Source organism: Rhizobium sp. BR 250, assembly GCF_047445855.1.
GTDB lineage: Bacteria > Pseudomonadota > Alphaproteobacteria > Rhizobiales > Rhizobiaceae > Agrobacterium > Agrobacterium tumefaciens_I.
On the sequence record NZ_JARWKW010000014.1, the window covers coordinates 73,353 to 88,566 of the forward strand.

Annotated in this window: 14 protein-coding genes; 9 read left to right on the top strand and 5 right to left on the bottom strand. The window is 59.5% G+C overall.

What is annotated here, in order from left to right:
• Positions 1 to 168: 168 nt before the first annotated feature.
• The 7 genes from QD336_RS20730 (at position 169) to rutF (ending at position 5,379) form a co-directional block, all read left to right on the top strand.
• On the top strand, positions 169 to 780 hold the full coding sequence (locus tag QD336_RS20730; RefSeq protein ID WP_499172025.1) for a biliverdin-producing heme oxygenase: 612 nt from the start codon (positions 169 to 171) through the stop codon (positions 778 to 780).
• Between the two features lie 395 nt (positions 781 to 1,175).
• Complete coding sequence (gene rutA / locus QD336_RS20735) at positions 1,176 to 2,267, top strand: pyrimidine utilization protein A (RefSeq protein ID WP_269340197.1); 1,092 nt, start codon at positions 1,176 to 1,178, stop codon at positions 2,265 to 2,267.
• On the top strand, positions 2,264 to 3,004 hold the full coding sequence (gene rutB, locus QD336_RS20740; protein ID WP_269340198.1) for a pyrimidine utilization protein B: 741 nt from the start codon (positions 2,264 to 2,266) through the stop codon (positions 3,002 to 3,004). The genes rutA and rutB overlap by 4 nt, the downstream gene beginning before the upstream one ends.
• A gap of 26 nt (positions 3,005 to 3,030) precedes the next feature.
• Positions 3,031 to 3,417: a pyrimidine utilization protein C gene (rutC, locus tag QD336_RS20745; RefSeq protein ID WP_003492069.1), complete on the top strand. Its 387-nt coding sequence runs from the start codon at positions 3,031 to 3,033 to the stop codon at positions 3,415 to 3,417.
• Positions 3,418 to 3,429: 12 nt separating this feature from the next.
• Entirely contained in the window at positions 3,430 to 4,221 is a 792-nt protein-coding gene (gene rutD, locus QD336_RS20750) for a pyrimidine utilization protein D (protein ID WP_499172026.1), read from the top strand.
• A 16-nt stretch (positions 4,222 to 4,237) separates the two neighbouring features.
• A complete protein-coding gene (locus QD336_RS20755; RefSeq protein ID WP_269340200.1) occupies positions 4,238 to 4,828 on the top strand; it encodes a malonic semialdehyde reductase in 591 nt (196 codons plus the stop codon).
• Between the two features lie 26 nt (positions 4,829 to 4,854).
• Positions 4,855 to 5,379: an NADH-dependent FMN reductase RutF gene (rutF, locus tag QD336_RS20760; RefSeq protein WP_499172027.1), complete on the top strand. Its 525-nt coding sequence runs from the start codon at positions 4,855 to 4,857 to the stop codon at positions 5,377 to 5,379.
• 130 nt (positions 5,380 to 5,509) lie between these two features.
• Here rutF and QD336_RS20765 read toward each other — a convergent pair whose 3' ends face one another.
• The 3 genes from QD336_RS20765 to QD336_RS20775 form a co-directional block, all read right to left on the bottom strand.
• Positions 5,510 to 6,955 (bottom strand): NAD(P)(+) transhydrogenase (Re/Si-specific) subunit beta, encoded by a 1,446-nt coding sequence (locus QD336_RS20765; RefSeq protein ID WP_269340202.1) that lies wholly within the window; start codon positions 6,953 to 6,955, stop codon positions 5,510 to 5,512.
• Positions 6,956 to 6,975: 20 nt separating this feature from the next.
• Positions 6,976 to 8,550, bottom strand: coding sequence for a Re/Si-specific NAD(P)(+) transhydrogenase subunit alpha (locus tag QD336_RS20770; protein WP_499172028.1), 1,575 nt, complete (start codon positions 8,548 to 8,550; stop codon positions 6,976 to 6,978).
• A 188-nt stretch (positions 8,551 to 8,738) separates the two neighbouring features.
• Positions 8,739 to 10,622, bottom strand: coding sequence for an MFS transporter (locus QD336_RS20775; protein WP_499172029.1), 1,884 nt, complete (start codon positions 10,620 to 10,622; stop codon positions 8,739 to 8,741).
• Positions 10,623 to 11,120: 498 nt separating this feature from the next.
• Here QD336_RS20775 and QD336_RS20780 point away from each other — a divergent pair, with 498 nt between their 5' ends.
• Both QD336_RS20780 and QD336_RS20785 read left to right on the top strand, forming a co-directional pair.
• The gene (locus QD336_RS20780; protein WP_003522626.1) at positions 11,121 to 12,155 is read left to right on the top strand and encodes an aspartate-semialdehyde dehydrogenase; all 1,035 of its coding nucleotides are present in this window, start codon (positions 11,121 to 11,123) and stop codon (positions 12,153 to 12,155) included.
• Positions 12,156 to 12,375: 220 nt separating this feature from the next.
• The gene (locus QD336_RS20785; RefSeq protein ID WP_269340205.1) at positions 12,376 to 13,191 is read left to right on the top strand and encodes a lytic murein transglycosylase; all 816 of its coding nucleotides are present in this window, start codon (positions 12,376 to 12,378) and stop codon (positions 13,189 to 13,191) included.
• Positions 13,192 to 13,382: 191 nt separating this feature from the next.
• Here QD336_RS20785 and QD336_RS20790 read toward each other — a convergent pair whose 3' ends face one another.
• Positions 13,383 to 14,024 carry a carbonic anhydrase gene (locus tag QD336_RS20790; RefSeq protein ID WP_269340206.1) on the bottom strand — a complete coding sequence of 214 codons (642 nt, stop codon included), beginning with the start codon at positions 14,022 to 14,024 and terminating at the stop codon, positions 13,383 to 13,385.
• 175 nt (positions 14,025 to 14,199) lie between these two features.
• Positions 14,200 to 15,075, bottom strand: a complete 876-nt coding sequence (gene pdxY / locus QD336_RS20795; RefSeq protein ID WP_269340207.1) for a pyridoxal kinase PdxY — start codon at positions 15,073 to 15,075, stop codon at positions 14,200 to 14,202.
• Positions 15,076 to 15,214: the final 139 nt, after the last annotated feature.

Consider the following 15,214-nt stretch of genomic DNA (forward strand, 5'->3'; position numbering starts at 1 on the left):
GCGCCGGCAAGGAATGATCGGGTCGGTCCGCATGGACATGGATTTATCACGGTGCGAGACGATGACAGTCGCCTCGGCAGGGGAAGGAAAAATGCGAAAATAAAATTTGACTGTTGGAGTAAAGATTTTTATCAGGCAGTCTGAATAGAGGGATAAGGGACCATCATCATGACCATTGCGGAGCCGGCAGCGCCTGTAGCAGAAATCGAGCAGAGCCGCGTCAAGCGCCTGAAAGCGGCGACACGCGGTGCGCATGGCGATCTCGATAGTTTCATCATGGCATCGAAGCCGTTCGAGAGCCGCGAGAACTTCGGCAAATTTGTCGAAACGCAATATCTTTTCCATCGCGATCTTGATGCCTTTTTCTCCAATGCAACGCTTGATGGCCTGCTGCCCGACCTCAAGGGCCGCCGCCGTCTTTCCCTGATCGAGCAGGATCTTTCCGATCTCGGTCTTGCTGTTCCCGAAACGGCTGAGCCGCGTTTTACTGCCGAGACGCCTTTCGATCTGCCGGAGGCCATGGGCTGGCTTTACGTGGTCGAAGGCTCCAATCTCGGCGCGGCCTTCCTGCTGAAGGACGCGGCGAAGCTCGGTCTTGGCGAAGAATTCGGCGCGCGCCATCTGGCCGGCGCTCCCGAAGGTCGCGGCCTGCACTGGCGCACATTTACCGCTGCGCTTGATGAAATTTCGCTGACGGTCGAAGAGGAAGAGCGCGTCGTCGCCGGTGCTGAGGCCGCTTTCCGGGCGGTTCACGCCTATGCGCAGCAGCGGCTGGGTTGAGTTTTTGGCATAGCTTGATCGCGGGAAGCCCCCTTGTTCTTGGCATGCCGTCGACAGCGCTCCATACGCGACGTCATCCTCGGGCTTGACCCGAGGATCCATTGGTTTCAGTGGGTTATGGATCCTCGGGTCAAGCCCGAGGATGACGGCAAAAAAGTCGGGGCTCTTCCGTCCCAAAATTCAAGGCAATCGAAGGATCGACTTTTCCTTTTATTTCTGCCGAATAAACAGGCAAATATTTTGACCAAATGATAAATTTTTTATCTTTTGGTCAAAGCTCCCTCACGACCCAAAATTTTATCCATTTGATAAAATTATTTTATTTGGTCTGGCACAGAACCTGCTACTCTTTTGTCAAGTCAGGAGACACCTGACGCTAAAAAGGGAACAGCAAAATGGAAGTTGGTGTTTTTATCCCGATCGGGAACAATGGGTGGCTTCTTTCCGAAAACGCGCCGCAATACAAGCCGAGCTTTGACCTGAACAAGGCGATCACGCTGAAGGCGGAGCAATATGGTTTCGACTTCGCGCTGTCGATGATCAAGCTGCGCGGTTTTGGCGGCAAGACTGAATTTTGGGATTATAATCTGGAATCCTTCACCCTGATGGCGGGGCTTGCCGCCGTCACCTCCAAGATCAAGCTGTTCGGCACCGCCGCCACTTTGGTCATGCCGCCGGCGATCGTCGCGCGCATGGCGACGACGATCGATTCCATTTCCGGCGGCCGTTTCGGCATCAACCTGATAACCGGCTGGCAGCGTCCGGAATATAGCCAGATGGGGCTCTGGCCGGGCGACGATTATTTCGGCGACCGTTACGAATATCTCGGTGAATACACCACCGTCCTCAAGGAACTGCTGACGGACGGGCAATCGGATTTCAATGGCAAGTTCTTCAAGATGGAGGATTGCCGCATGAAGCCGGTGCCGCAGGGCGATGTGAAACTCATCTGCGCCGGTTCCTCCAATTCCGGCATGGCGTTCTCGGCCAAATTTGCCGATTACAGCTTCTGCTTCGGTGTCGGCGTCAATACGCCGAAGGCCTTTGCTCCCACCAATGAGCGACTGCTGGCGGCGACGGAAAAGACCGGCCGCGAGGTGAAATCCGTCGTGCTGACGATGGTGCTTGCCGAGGAAAAATCCGAAGATGCCTGGGCGAAATGGGAGCACTACAAGGCGGGTGCGGATGAAGACGCGATCAAGTGGCTCGGTCTGCAAAGCGCGGTCGACACCAAGTCCGGTTCGGACACCAATGTCCGGCACATGTCCAATCCCGTCTCGGCGGTCAACATCAACATGGGAACGCTGATCGGCTCCTATGAAGAAGTGGCGGCGATGCTGGACGAGATGAGCGAAGTGCCGGGAACGGGTGGCGTGATGCTGACCTTTGACGATTTCCTCGAGGGCGTCGAAAAATTCGGCAAATATGTGCAGCCGCTGATGAAGAGCCGGGCGCATGTTCAGGCGGCACTGGAGGCAGCGGAATGAGTGAAGCCGTCGTGGCGGGTTACAAGGGGCCGGAGAACCGTTCGGAAAGTGTCACGCTTCCCGCAAGGCCGGAGCCGATCACCCTGAAACCCAGCGAGACCGCCGTTGTCGTGGTTGACATGCAGAATGCCTATTCGACCGAAGGCGGATATGTCGATCTTGCCGGTTTCGATATATCGGGGGCCAAGGGCACCATCGCCAACATCAAGAAGACGCTGGATGCCGCACGGGCGGCGGGCGTTCAGGTCATTTATTTCCAGAATGGCTGGGACAAGGATTATGTCGAGGCGGGCGGGCCGGGCTCGCCCAACTGGCACAAGTCCAATGCCCTGAAAACCATGCGCAAAAGGCCGGAACTGCAGGGCCAGCTGCTGGCCAAGGGCACATGGGATTATGCCATTGTCGATGAACTGCAGCCGCAGCCCGGCGATATTCTGGTGCCGAAGACGCGCTACAGCGGTTTCTTCAACACCAATATGGACAGCGTGCTGCGCGCCCGAGGCATCCGCAATCTGGTCTTCGTCGGCATCGCCACGAATGTCTGCGTCGAAAGCTCGCTGCGTGATGCCTTCCATCTCGAATATTTCGGGGTGATGCTGGAGGATGCCACGCATCATCTGGGTCCGGACTATATCCAGCAGGCGACGGTCTACAATGTCGAGAAGTTTTTCGGCTGGGTCGCCACCGTCAACGATTTCTGCGGCGTCATTTCGCAGGCCGCACCCGTCAGCGCTTGATATCCAACCACAAAGAGGAGAACGAAATGCCGAAAAAGATCGTCGTGCCTGCCGGTACCAGCAAACCCATCGCACCCTTTTCGCCGGGAACCCTTGCCGATGGCGTGGTTTATGTGTCCGGCACGCTGCCCTTCGACAAGGACAATAATGTCGTGCATGTGGGTGATGCGAGCGCGCAAACCCGCCATGTTCTGGAAACCATCAAGTCCGTCATCGAAACCGCCGGCGGCACGATGGAAGACGTGACGATGAACCATATCTTCATCACCGACTGGGCGAATTACCAGGCCGTGAACACGGTCTATGCCGAATATTTCCCCGGCGACAAGCCGGCGCGGTATTGCATCCAGTGCGGCCTCGTGAAGCCCGACGCGCTGGTGGAAATCGCCACCGTCGCCCATATCGGCAAATAGACGAGACGGCAGATGATGCATTTCGAGGTTCATGGCCGCACCGATGCCGAGGCGCCCACCATCCTTTTGTCTTCGGGGCTGGGCGGATCGGGTGCCTATTGGGTGCCGCAAATCGAAGCCCTTTCCCGTGATTTCCGCGTGATCACCTATGACCATCGCGGAACCGGCAGGACGGGCGGCGAAGTGCCGGAAGATGGCGGCATATCGGCGATGGCGGATGATGTGCTGGAAATCGTCTCGGCCCTGAACCTCGAAAAATTCCACTTCATGGGTCATGCGCTTGGCGGTCTGATCGGCCTCGATATCGCGCTGCGGCGGCCCGGTCTCATCGACCGGCTGGTGCTCATCAATGCATGGAGCAAGGCCGATCCGCATTCGGGGCGCTGCTTCGACGTGCGGATCGAGCTTCTGGAAAAATCCGGCGTCGAGGCCTTCGTCAAGGCCCAGCCGCTGTTTCTCTATCCGGCCGCCTGGATGTCGCAACATCAGGAGCGGCTGGCGCGGGACGATGCCCATGGGGTCGCGCATTTTCAGGGCAAGGCGAATGTGCTCCGCCGCATCGCGGCGCTGAGGGCCTTCGATGTGGACGCCCGACTTGGTGAGGTCGGCAACCCGGCGCTGGTGGTGGCGACGAAGGACGATCTGCTGGTGCCCTACACCCGCTCGCTGCGGCTGGCGGATGGCCTGCGGCAGGGCGAGCTCTGTCTTCTCGATTTCGGGGCGCATGCGGTCAACATCACTGAGCCCCAGCTTTTCAACAAACGGCTTTTGCAGTTTCTGCTGCCGGCCCAGCAAACATTCTGACAGGATTTTTAGGACAATGACGACAGCACTCGACGACAAGGCACTTGCAGCACTTTTCACCGCAGCACGCACCCATAATGGCTGGGCTGACAAGCCGGTCGGTGACGAGACGCTGAGAGCGCTTTACGATCTGACGAAGATGGGTCCGACCTCGGCCAATTGTTCGCCCGCGCGTTTCGTCTTCGTGCGCAGCCCGGAAGCGAAAGAAAAACTGAGGCCGGCGCTTTCTTCGGGCAATCTTGAAAAGACCATGGCAGCCCCCGTCACGGTGATCGCCGCCATCGACCGCGAATTTTACGAGAAACTGCCGGAACTGTTTCCGCATGCCGATGCCCGTTCGTGGTTCACTTCCAGCCCGGCCGTGGCCGAGGAAACGGCCTTCCGCAATGCCACGCTGCAGGCGGGTTATCTCATCCTCGCAGCCCGCTCGCTCGGGCTGGATACCGGCGCCATGTCCGGTTTCGACAAGGCCAAGGTGGATGCGGCGTTTTTTGCCGGCACGACGTGGAAATCCAATTTCCTGATCAATCTCGGTTATGGCGATCCCTCGAAGCTCTTCGGCCGTCTGCCGCGTCTTGCCTTTGAAGACGCCTGTGTGCTGGCTTGATGGCCTGTTAAGGAAGGATGGGTTAGATGCAGAGGATGTCTCTTGAAAAGGAAGTGGAAATGGAGACGAAGACTGCTGAGCAACGCAGCCTCGATTATAGAAACGCCATGGCGCGGCTCGGTGCGGCGGTCAACATCGTCACCACCAATGGTGCGGCAGGCCGCACCGGTTTTGCCGCGACGGCCGTTTGCAGCGTTTCCGACAATCCGCCCACACTTCTCATCTGCCTCAACCGCAATTCTTCCACTTACAAGGTGGTGAAGGCCAATGGCGTCGTCTGCGTCAACACGCTCGCCGCTCATCACGAGGTGCTGAGCACGCTCTTCGGCGGCAAGACCCCGGCGGAGGAACGTTTTGCCGCCGGCAGCTGGGGCGTGCTCGAAACCGGCGCCCCGGTTCTGGAAGATGCGCTCGTCTCCTTCGATTGCCGCATCCGCGAAGCCCATGATGGCGGCACGCATGACATCCTCATCTGCGAGGTTGTTGATACAAAGATCAATGCGGGCGATGAGGCGCTGATGTATTTTAATCGGCGTTATCGGGTGCTTTGAGGGCGGTCTATCCGCGAAGTCCCGCAGGACGGTTCCGGGTTGCGGGGGCGTAGCATCCGCGCCGCCTCACCCCGGACTTGTTCCGGGGTCAAAAAAGGGCGTTCCCGGTCTCCCGGAAACGCCCTTTTCATTACTTGATCAGCGGTAGAAGATCGTTGATCGACTTCTTCGCATCGCCATAGAACATGCGCGTATTGTCCTTGTAGAACAGCGGGTTCTCGATACCGGAATAACCCGTGCCCTGGCCGCGCTTGGAGACGATGACGAGCTTCGACTTCCACACTTCCAGCACCGGCATGCCGGCGATCGGCGAGTTCGGATCGTCCTGGGCAGCCGGGTTGACGATGTCGTTGGAGCCGATGACGATGACGACGTCGGTATTGGGGAAATCGTCGTTGATTTCGTCCATTTCCAGCACGATGTCGTAGGGCACCTTGGCTTCGGCGAGCAGCACGTTCATGTGGCCGGGAAGACGGCCTGCCACCGGGTGGATGGCGAAACGCACGGTCTTGCCGTCGGCGCGCAGCTTGCGGGTCAGTTCGGAAACCGCGGCCTGCGCCTGCGCCACCGCCATGCCGTAGCCCGGAACGATGATGACGCTGTCGGCGTCGTTCAGCGCTGCGGCCACGCCTTCGGCGTCGATCGCCACCTGCTCACCCTCGATTTCCATCGCCGGGCCCGTCGTGCCGCCGAAGCCGCCGAGGATGACGGAGACGAAGGAGCGGTTCATCGCCTTGCACATGATGTAGGAGAGGATCGCACCCGAGGAGCCGACCAGTGCGCCGGTGACGATCAAGAGATCGTTGCCGAGCGTGAAGCCGATGGCGGCGGCCGCCCAGCCGGAATAGCTGTTCAGCATCGAAACGACGACAGGCATGTCGGCGCCGCCGATGCCCATGATCAGGTGGTAACCGATGAAGAAGGCGGCAAGCGTCATCAGGACGAGGGTCCATGCGCCGGCGCCGTTGCAATACATGATGAGCAGCACGAGCGACAGGATCGCAGCGCTGGCATTGAGCAGATGTCCGCCGGGCAGTTTCTTCGCCTTGCCGTCCACCTTGCCGGCAAGCTTGCCGAAGGCGACGACGGAGCCGGTGAAGGTGACCGCGCCGATGAAGACGCCGAGGAAGACCTCAACCTTCATGATCGCCAGTTCGACCGGCGTCTTGTGGGCGAGGATCGCGGAAAAGCCGGTCAGCAACGAACGCGCCGCCTCATCCAGTGAGGCGACATGCGCTTCCTCGATATGGGCATTGAAGCCGATGAAGACGGCGGCAAGACCGACGAAGGAGTGAAGGGCTGCCACAAGCTGCGGCATTTCGGTCATCTGCACGCGGCTTGCGACGAAATAACCGAGAACCGAGCCACCTGCCAGCATCAGGAGCACGACGAGCCATTGCCCGACGCCCTTGCTGATTTCAGGGCCGAAAACGGTGGCGACGATGGCGAGGCCCATGCCGACGATGCCGTACCAGACGGCGCGCTTGGCGCTTTCCTGTCCGGAAAGGCCGCCGAGGGAAAGGATGAAAAGAACGGCTGCGGCGACATAGGCCGCGGAAACGATACCAATGGTCATTTATTTAAATCCCCGCACGCTCAGGACTTCTGGAACATGGCGAGCATGCGCCGTGTCACGAGGAAACCGCCGACGATGTTGATCGTCGCGATCAGGACGGAAAGCGAGGCAAGGATCACCACCAGCCAGTTGCCGGAACCGATCTGCAGCAGCGCGCCGATGATGACGATGCCGGAAATCGCGTTCGTTACCGCCATAAGCGGCGTGTGCAGCGAATGGCTAACATTCCAGATGACCTGGAAGCCGACGAAGCAGGCGAGCACGAAGACGATGAAATGGCTCATGAAGCTTGCAGGCGCATAAAGGCCGACGAGCAGCAGCACCGCCGTGCCGGCGGCGAGCAGCCCGACCTGGCTCTTGGTCTGCGCCCTGAACTCGGCCCGTTCCTTGGCGTGTTTTTCCTCGGGCGTAAGCTCTTTCGCCTTTTCTTTCGGCTTCTGCGCGGCAATCGCCTGGATTTTTGGCGGTGGCGGCGGGAAGGTGATCTCGCCCTGATAGGTGACGGTCGAGCCGCGGATAACGTCGTCTTCCATGTTGTGAACCGGCTTGCCATCCTTGGCGGGCGTCAAGTCGGTCATCATGTGACGGATATTGGTGGCGTAGAGCGTCGAGGCCTGCGTTGCCATGCGGCTCGGGAAATCCGTGTAGCCGATGACGATGACGCCATTGTCGGAAACCACACGCTGGTCGGGAACCGTGAGGTCGCAATTGCCACCGCGTTCGGCTGCGAGGTCGATGATGACCGAACCCGGCTTCATCATCGCCACCATATCGGCGAGCCACAGTTTCGGGGCGTCGCGGCCCGGAATGAGCGCCGTGGTGATGACGATATCGATCTGAGGCGCCAGTTCGCGGAACTTCTCGAGCTGCTTCTCGCGGAATTCCGGAGAGGAGGGAGCGGCATAACCGCCTGTTGCCGCACCATCCTGCTGCTGATCGGCGAAATCGAGATAGACGAATTCGGCGCCCATGCTTTCGATCTGTTCGGCCACTTCCGGACGAACGTCGAAGGCATAGGTGATGGCGCCGAGCGAGGTGGCGGTGCCGATGGCGGCAAGACCGGCAACGCCGGCACCGATCACCAGAACCTTGGCGGGCGGCACCTTGCCGGCGGCGGTGACCTGACCGGTGAAGAAGCGGCCGAAATTATTGCCGGCCTCGATCACCGCGCGATAACCGGCGATATTGGCCATGGAGGACAGGGCATCCATCTTCTGGGCGCGGGAAATGCGCGGCACCATGTCCATGGCGATGACGTTGGCGCCCTTTTCCTTCGCCTGCTCCAGAAGGTCCTTGTTCTGGGCGGGGTAAAAGAACGAGATCAGCGTCTTGTCCGAAGACAGGCGATCAATCTCCGATGTTTCCGGTGGGCGAACCTTGGCGATGATGTCGGAACCGGTGTAGAGCGCCTCGGCGGTGTCGACCACGGTGACGCCGGCCTTGCGATAGGCGTCGTCGGAAAAACCGGCGGCCTTGCCGGCGCCGGCCTCGATCACGCAATCATATCCGAGTTTCTGCAGTGCTTGCGCGCTGTCGGGCGTCATGCCCACGCGCGCTTCGCCCTCATATAATTCCTTAGGCGTTCCGATTCTCAAAACTGCTCTCCCATTTCCCGTCCTGATAAGCCGTCATAGCCCATTTCGGGCGTTTTTGTCTTGTTATTGCTGTTTTTCTACCTGCGGCGGATTGACAGGCGGGAAAAGGCCATTTCGGGCGGTGGCGGTACGGCGGCAATAAAAAACCCGGCGCCGTGGCGCCGGGTGGTTGTTTCGGTGCTTTTCGCTCAATCCATGGTGTGGATGTCGCGATCCTTGGTTTCCGGCAGGAACAGCAGGCCGACGACCAGCGTGATGCCTGCAAAGATGATCGGATACCAGAGGCCGTAGTAGATATCGCCCTTCGCCGCGCTCATCGCAAAGGCGGTGGCGGGCAGAAGGCCGCCGAACCAGCCGTTGCCGATGTGGTATGGCAGCGACATGCCGGAATAGCGGATGCGGGTCGGGAACAATTCGACCAGAAGGGCCGCGATCGGGCCATAGACCATCGTCACATAAATGACGAGGACGGTCAGCACCGCAATGATGACGACCCAGTTCACCGCAGCCGGATCGGCCACCATGGAGAAGGCACCACCACCGGCAATGGTGTAGACGGCCATTTCTGGCGCACCGCCGGTCTCGGTTGCGGTCAGCAGCTTGTCTGCTACCAGCTTGTCGGTCGCAACCATCTTCTTGTCGGTGGCGCGAACCGCATCGGCATTGAGGCCAAGTTCCGGGTTTGCGGCAATGAAGGCGTCCAGTTTCGCGTCCGGCACCTGCGCCGCGCCGCGCACCAGCGGGTAACCGCCGTCATGCAGGGCGATGTTGACCTGCTTCTGGAAGGCCTTGTCCTTGGCACCCGCATCCGCACCGGCTGCGATCGCGTCGTAGCTGGCGATGGTGGCGTCACCGATCTTGACGCTGGCCGGCTCGCCGGCGGCTCCCGCAACCACGTCATAGGGCACGGAATTGCGCGTCAGGAACGAGGTAGCGATATCGCACGACGTGGTGAACTTTGCCGTACCCGTCGGGTTGAACTGGAACTTGCAGTCGCCGGGGGCGGCGGTCACGGTGGCGCGAACGGTGGACTGGGCTTCGGCCAGCGCCGGGTTGCCCGCCCATGTCAGTGCCTTGAACAGCGGGAAGTAGGTCAGCATCGCGAGGACGAGGCCGGCCATGATGATCGGCTTGCGGCCGATCTTGTCGGAAAGCCAGCCGAAGATCACGAAGAAGCTGGTGCCGAGGATGAGTGCCGCCGCGACCATGATGTTGGCCGATTGCCCGTCGACCTTCAGGATGCTCTGCAGGAAGAACAGCGCGTAGAACTGGCCGGTGTACCAGACGACGGCCTGGCCGATGACGGCGCCGACAAGCGCAAGCAGGGCGATCTTGGCGTTTTTCCACTGGCCGAAGGCTTCGCTGAGCGGGGCCTTGGAGGTCTTGCCCTCTTCCTTCATCTTCTTGAAGGCGGGGGATTCGTTCATTTTCAGACGGATCCAGACCGATACGCCAAGCAGCAGAACGGAAACGAGGAAGGGAATGCGCCAGCCCCAGGCGGCGAAGGCTTCCTTGCCGAGTGCGAACTGCACGCCGAGAATGACCACCAGAGACAGGAACAGGCCGAGCGTCGCCGTCGTCTGGATCCACGAGGTGTAATAGCCACGGCGGCCGTTCGGCGCGTGTTCGGCCACGTAAGTTGCGGCACCGCCATATTCACCGCCGAGCGCCAGGCCCTGCAGCATGCGCAGCGCGATCAGGATGATCGGAGCGGCAATGCCGATTTGCGATGCACTGGGCAGGACGCCGACGAGGAAGGTCGAAACGCCCATGATGAGGATCGTGATGAGAAAGGTATATTTACGGCCGACAATGTCGCCCAGGCGGCCGAATACCAGCGCGCCGAAGGGCCGCACGAGGAAGCCGGCGGCGAAGGCCAGCAACGCAAAGATGTTGCGTGTCGTTTCCGGATACTGGCTGAAAAAGTTCGCGCCGATATAGATCGCGAGCGAGCCGTACAGATAAAAATCGTACCATTCGAAGACTGTTCCGAGAGAAGAGGCGAAAATCACCTTCTTCTCTTCACCCGTCATTGGACGGGCGGCGCCGCTCACGGCTGCAATATCTGCCATTGTCTGTCCTCCACAGATGTCCCAATTGGCGCATTGCGGAGCCCATCTCTCTCCTCCGGACTCACCTTGCGGCTGCAATGCGCGGAGTGTCAGAGTGACAGAAAATTAACCCCAATAAGAGCGATGCTTTCGGATTATGACTTTAGTCTAATGAAAGGCGTCCCGAAAATGTCGCGGGGCGGATCGCAGGGCACCGGCAGGCTGCGCCTTTTTCCTTGACAGAAACGAGAAACCTTCTAATAGCTTCTCGCGAAGAAGGAGCATCACCTTGCGCATGCATGTTGCAGACATGTTCGTCATGGAAGGACCGGCACATTTGGCCGGCGATGATCCGCGCCTTTCTTATTCTATCCGAATTACGGCCAAAACGACGATTAAAACCGTCTGACGTCTCTGGCCACCGCTCTCTCCCCGGTTTGGCCGGGGATCGAGGAAGCCGCGATCTGTGCGGGTTCCCCACCTCACCAAAAAGAGGAGAGACAGAAAGAGAGCTTGATCATGGGTTTCAAAGTTGCAATTGCAGGCGCCACCGGCAACGTCGGTCGCGAAATGCTCAATATCCTGGCCGAACGCGGTTTTCCCGCCGATGAAGTCGTGCCGCTCGCTTCCGCCCGCTCCCAGGGCACGGAAGTCTCCTATGGCGATCGCACGCTGAAGGTTTCGAACCTCGAAAACTACGATTTTTCCGATACGGATATCTGCCTGATGTCGGCCGGCGGCGATGTGTCCAAGAAGTGGTCGCCGAAGATCGGCCAGCAGGGCTGTGTCGTCATCGACAACTCGTCGGCATGGCGTTACGATCAGGACGTTCCGCTGATCGTTCCGGAAGTCAATGCCGATGCGGTTGCCGGCTTCACCAAGAAGAACATCATTGCCAACCCCAATTGCTCCACGGCACAGCTCGTCGTCGCGCTGAAGCCGCTGCATGACTTCGCCAAGATCAAGCGCGTTGTCGTCTCCACCTACCAGTCCGTTTCCGGTGCCGGCAAGGAAGGCATGGACGAGCTGTTCCAGCAGACCCGCGCCGTCTTCGTGGCCGATCCGGTCGAAGCCAAGAAGTTCACCAAGCGCATCGCCTTCAACGTCATTCCGCACATCGACGTCTTCATGGAAGACGGTTACACCAAGGAAGAGTGGAAGGTTCTGGCCGAAACCAAGAAGATGCTTGATCCGAAGATCAAGGTCACCTGCACGGCTGTCCGCGTTCCCGTCTTCATCGGCCATTCGGAATCGGTCAATATCGAGTTCGAAAACGAGATCACTGCCGATCAGGCACGGGACATCCTGCGCGAAGCACCGGGTTGCCTCGTCATCGACAAGCGCGAAAACGGCGGTTACATCACCCCGGTTGAATCCGCTGGCGAAGACGCGACCTATATCTCGCGTATCCGCGAAGATGCGACGGTCGAAAACGGCCTCAACCTCTGGGTGGTTTCCGACAATCTGCGCAAGGGTGCTGCCCTCAACGCCGTCCAGATCGCCGAACTGCTGATCAATCGTGGTTTCATCAAGCCCCGCAAGGCGGCTGCCTGATCCACGATACGATTTTTTAAGGTTCGTTAAGTATAACCCGTCTGTTCTGTGTGGGGCAGGCGGGTTTTATAATTGGCGAGATCACGGCCAGTTTATTTGCAGGCCTTGCTGCCGAAAGGCAATTTAGGCCGCCAAATAACAATTTGGCACCTGAATCATACAGTATTTACGGTTTGGGTCTCGGGATGAATTCCCCAAAGGATATCAAAGGCAGATTTTGATGCGGGCAATGAAGGCAATTCTGGCTGGTGTGGCCATGGTCTCGGTTTTGGCAGCGACGCCGGTTATGGCTGCGCAATGCGGCAACACTTCGGCAGGCTTCGAGGCCTGGGTCGGCACCTTCAAGCAGGAAGCGGCGGGCCGCGGCGTCAGCGCTTCGGTGCTCGACCGCGCTTTCTCCGGCGTCTCCTACAACCGGGCGACCATCAGCGCCGACCGTGGCCAGCACAGCTTCAAGCTGTCTTTCGAACAGTTCATGCAGAAGCGCGGCGGTCAGACGATCATTTCGCGCGGCAAGGCCATGAAGAAGAACAATGCCTCCCTCTTCGCCTCGATCGAGAAAGCCTATGGCGTGCCGGCCGGTCCGCTTCTCGCCATCTGGGGCATGGAAACCGGTTTTGGCAGCTTCATGGGCAAGCAGCACACGCTTTCCGCCGTCTCCACGCTCGCCTTCGACTGCCGCCGCTCGGATTATTTCACCGAGCAGCTTTATGCGGCGCTGAAGCTCGTCGGCAGCGGTTCGCTGAACGTCAACGCCAAGGGCGCTGCCCATGGTGAAATCGGTCAGACGCAGTTCCTGCCCTTGAACGTCGTGCGCTACGGCGTCGATTTCGACCGTGACGGCCGCATCGATCTCGTAGGTTCGCGCGCCGATGCGCTGGCCTCCACCGCCAACTTCCTCGTCGGCCACGGCTGGCAGCGCGGCGCGGGTTATCAGCAGGGTCAGGCGAATTATGCCGCCATCCAGGGCTGGAACGCCGCAAGCGTCTACCAGCAGGCCATCGCCTTCATCGGCAAGGCGATCGACGGCCAATAAGGCTGTTTTCTACGAACCAAAATTTCACTTTCGTCATGCCGGACTTGATCCGGCATCCAGCCACGGCGCGTCTGCGCCGTGAAAGGACTCTCCCGCGATCAAGGATTTGATCGCGCTGGACCCCGGATCAAGTCCGGGGTGACGGAATGCGGATAAGGCGACGGGCGGCTTTTCAGCAACTACCGCTTCAATCACAGGTCCGGGCGGCGGAAGTCGCCCGTTTTGCTGTCCATCACCCACAATTCGCCGGTCGAAATATCGAACCATGCGCCGTGCAGCTTGACCTTTCCGGCGGTTTCCTGCGCCTTGACGAAGGGGAAGCCACGCAGATTGGCGATGGAATTGCGGATCGAAACGCGCTCCAGCGCTGTCTGACGCTCAGAGGCGGTCATGACGTCATTGCTCTGGATCTGTTCGGCCGCGGACTTGACCATGTTCATCCATTTGCCGATGAAATCGCCCGGCGACAGCGGCTCGAGATTGGGATCGAGTGCTGCCTGAATGCCGCCGCAGCGGCCATGTCCCATGACGACGATATCCTTCACCTTCAGAACCTGCATGGCATATTCGATGGCCGCCGACGTGGCGTGATACTGGCCGTCGGGCTCGAAGGGCGGCACCATGTTGGCAACGTTGCGGACGACGAAAAGCTCTCCCGGTCCGCAGTCGAAAATGGTTTCCGGCGCCGAACGGGAGTCACAACAGGCAATGAACAGCGTCTGCGGTTTCTGTCCGGTATCTGCCAGAACACGGTATCTGTCGCGCTCGTCGGCATAGCGGCCGCTCATGAAGTTCTTGTAGCCGTTGAGAAGGGTTTCCGGAAAATCTTTCATCTATCGCAGTACCGTTATGGTTGGACCAAGATCAAGAGAAGAACTCGGTGCGTTGAAGACCAATCCTCTAGAGCATTTTCGCTTTTCTTCGAACCGCGAAACCGCTCCAACTCCTTGTTTGCCGCATTTCCGGACGGAAAACCGGGGGCCACTTTTCGTGGAAATGCTCTAGCCGCTATTTGCGCTTGCTGCGCGAAGGATGCAAGAGATGACGCATCTGCACCATGGCCATGGGTGTGGAGAGGCTTGAGGAGTCCGTCTCCAGCGTCAGTTCGTTCATGTCGCGTTTTTTGGTGCGGGCCAGAATTTCGAACACGCTGGCGGTCGCCAGTTGCAACGCCTTTTCATCGTCCAGCCCCTCCAGCAGGCGGGCGAGGAACAGCGCCGACATCAGGTCGCCGAGGCCGTTCGGCGCATTTTCGATGGCGCGGTGTTCGGCAAGCAGCGCATGGCGGCCGCTGAGGTAAAGATTGCCGGTGCCGCCCGTCATCATCGGCACGGCCGAAGTGACCAGCATTTTCGGCGGACCGAGTGCGAGCGCGGCATCCATGATGGCGTTGTTGGTTTCAAGCTCGGCGCCGCTCATCCATGCCAGTTCGTAACGGTTCGGTGTCGCGACGGTGGCAAGCGGGATGAGGTGATCGCGGATGGCTTCGGCGGTCTCGAGGGGAATGTAGAGCCCGCCCAGATCGCCCATGACCGGGTCACAGGCATAAACGAGCGCCGGGTTCTTTTCCTTGAGATTGCGGATCAGCCTTGCGACGGAGCGTACCTGTGCGGCGCTGCCGAAATAACCGGTCAGAACGGCCTTGACCTCGCCGACCCATTTGGCGTTTTCGAGGTCGGTCATCGCCTTGTCGAAATCGTCATCCTGAAAGCGCATCCGCGTCGAGGGGCCGTGGCCGGGATGCCAGGGCATGACGATGGTGGGCACAGCCCAGACGGGATAACCGAGCGTCTCCAGCGCGAAAACGGCAGCGCGGTTGCCGACGGAGCCACGCATGACGTGGCTGGAAATGACGATGACGGCGCCTTGGGTATTTTCCTGCATCACGGCCTTCTTGCTTTCCAACGTCGCAGAAAGCCCGCAAGTGCACCCCGCGTTGCCACTGCCCACAGATCAAGATGCGCTCTCATGACATATCGCAAGGCCGGTTTCCACCGTTAATCCCGCAAGGGTCTGTCCCGCA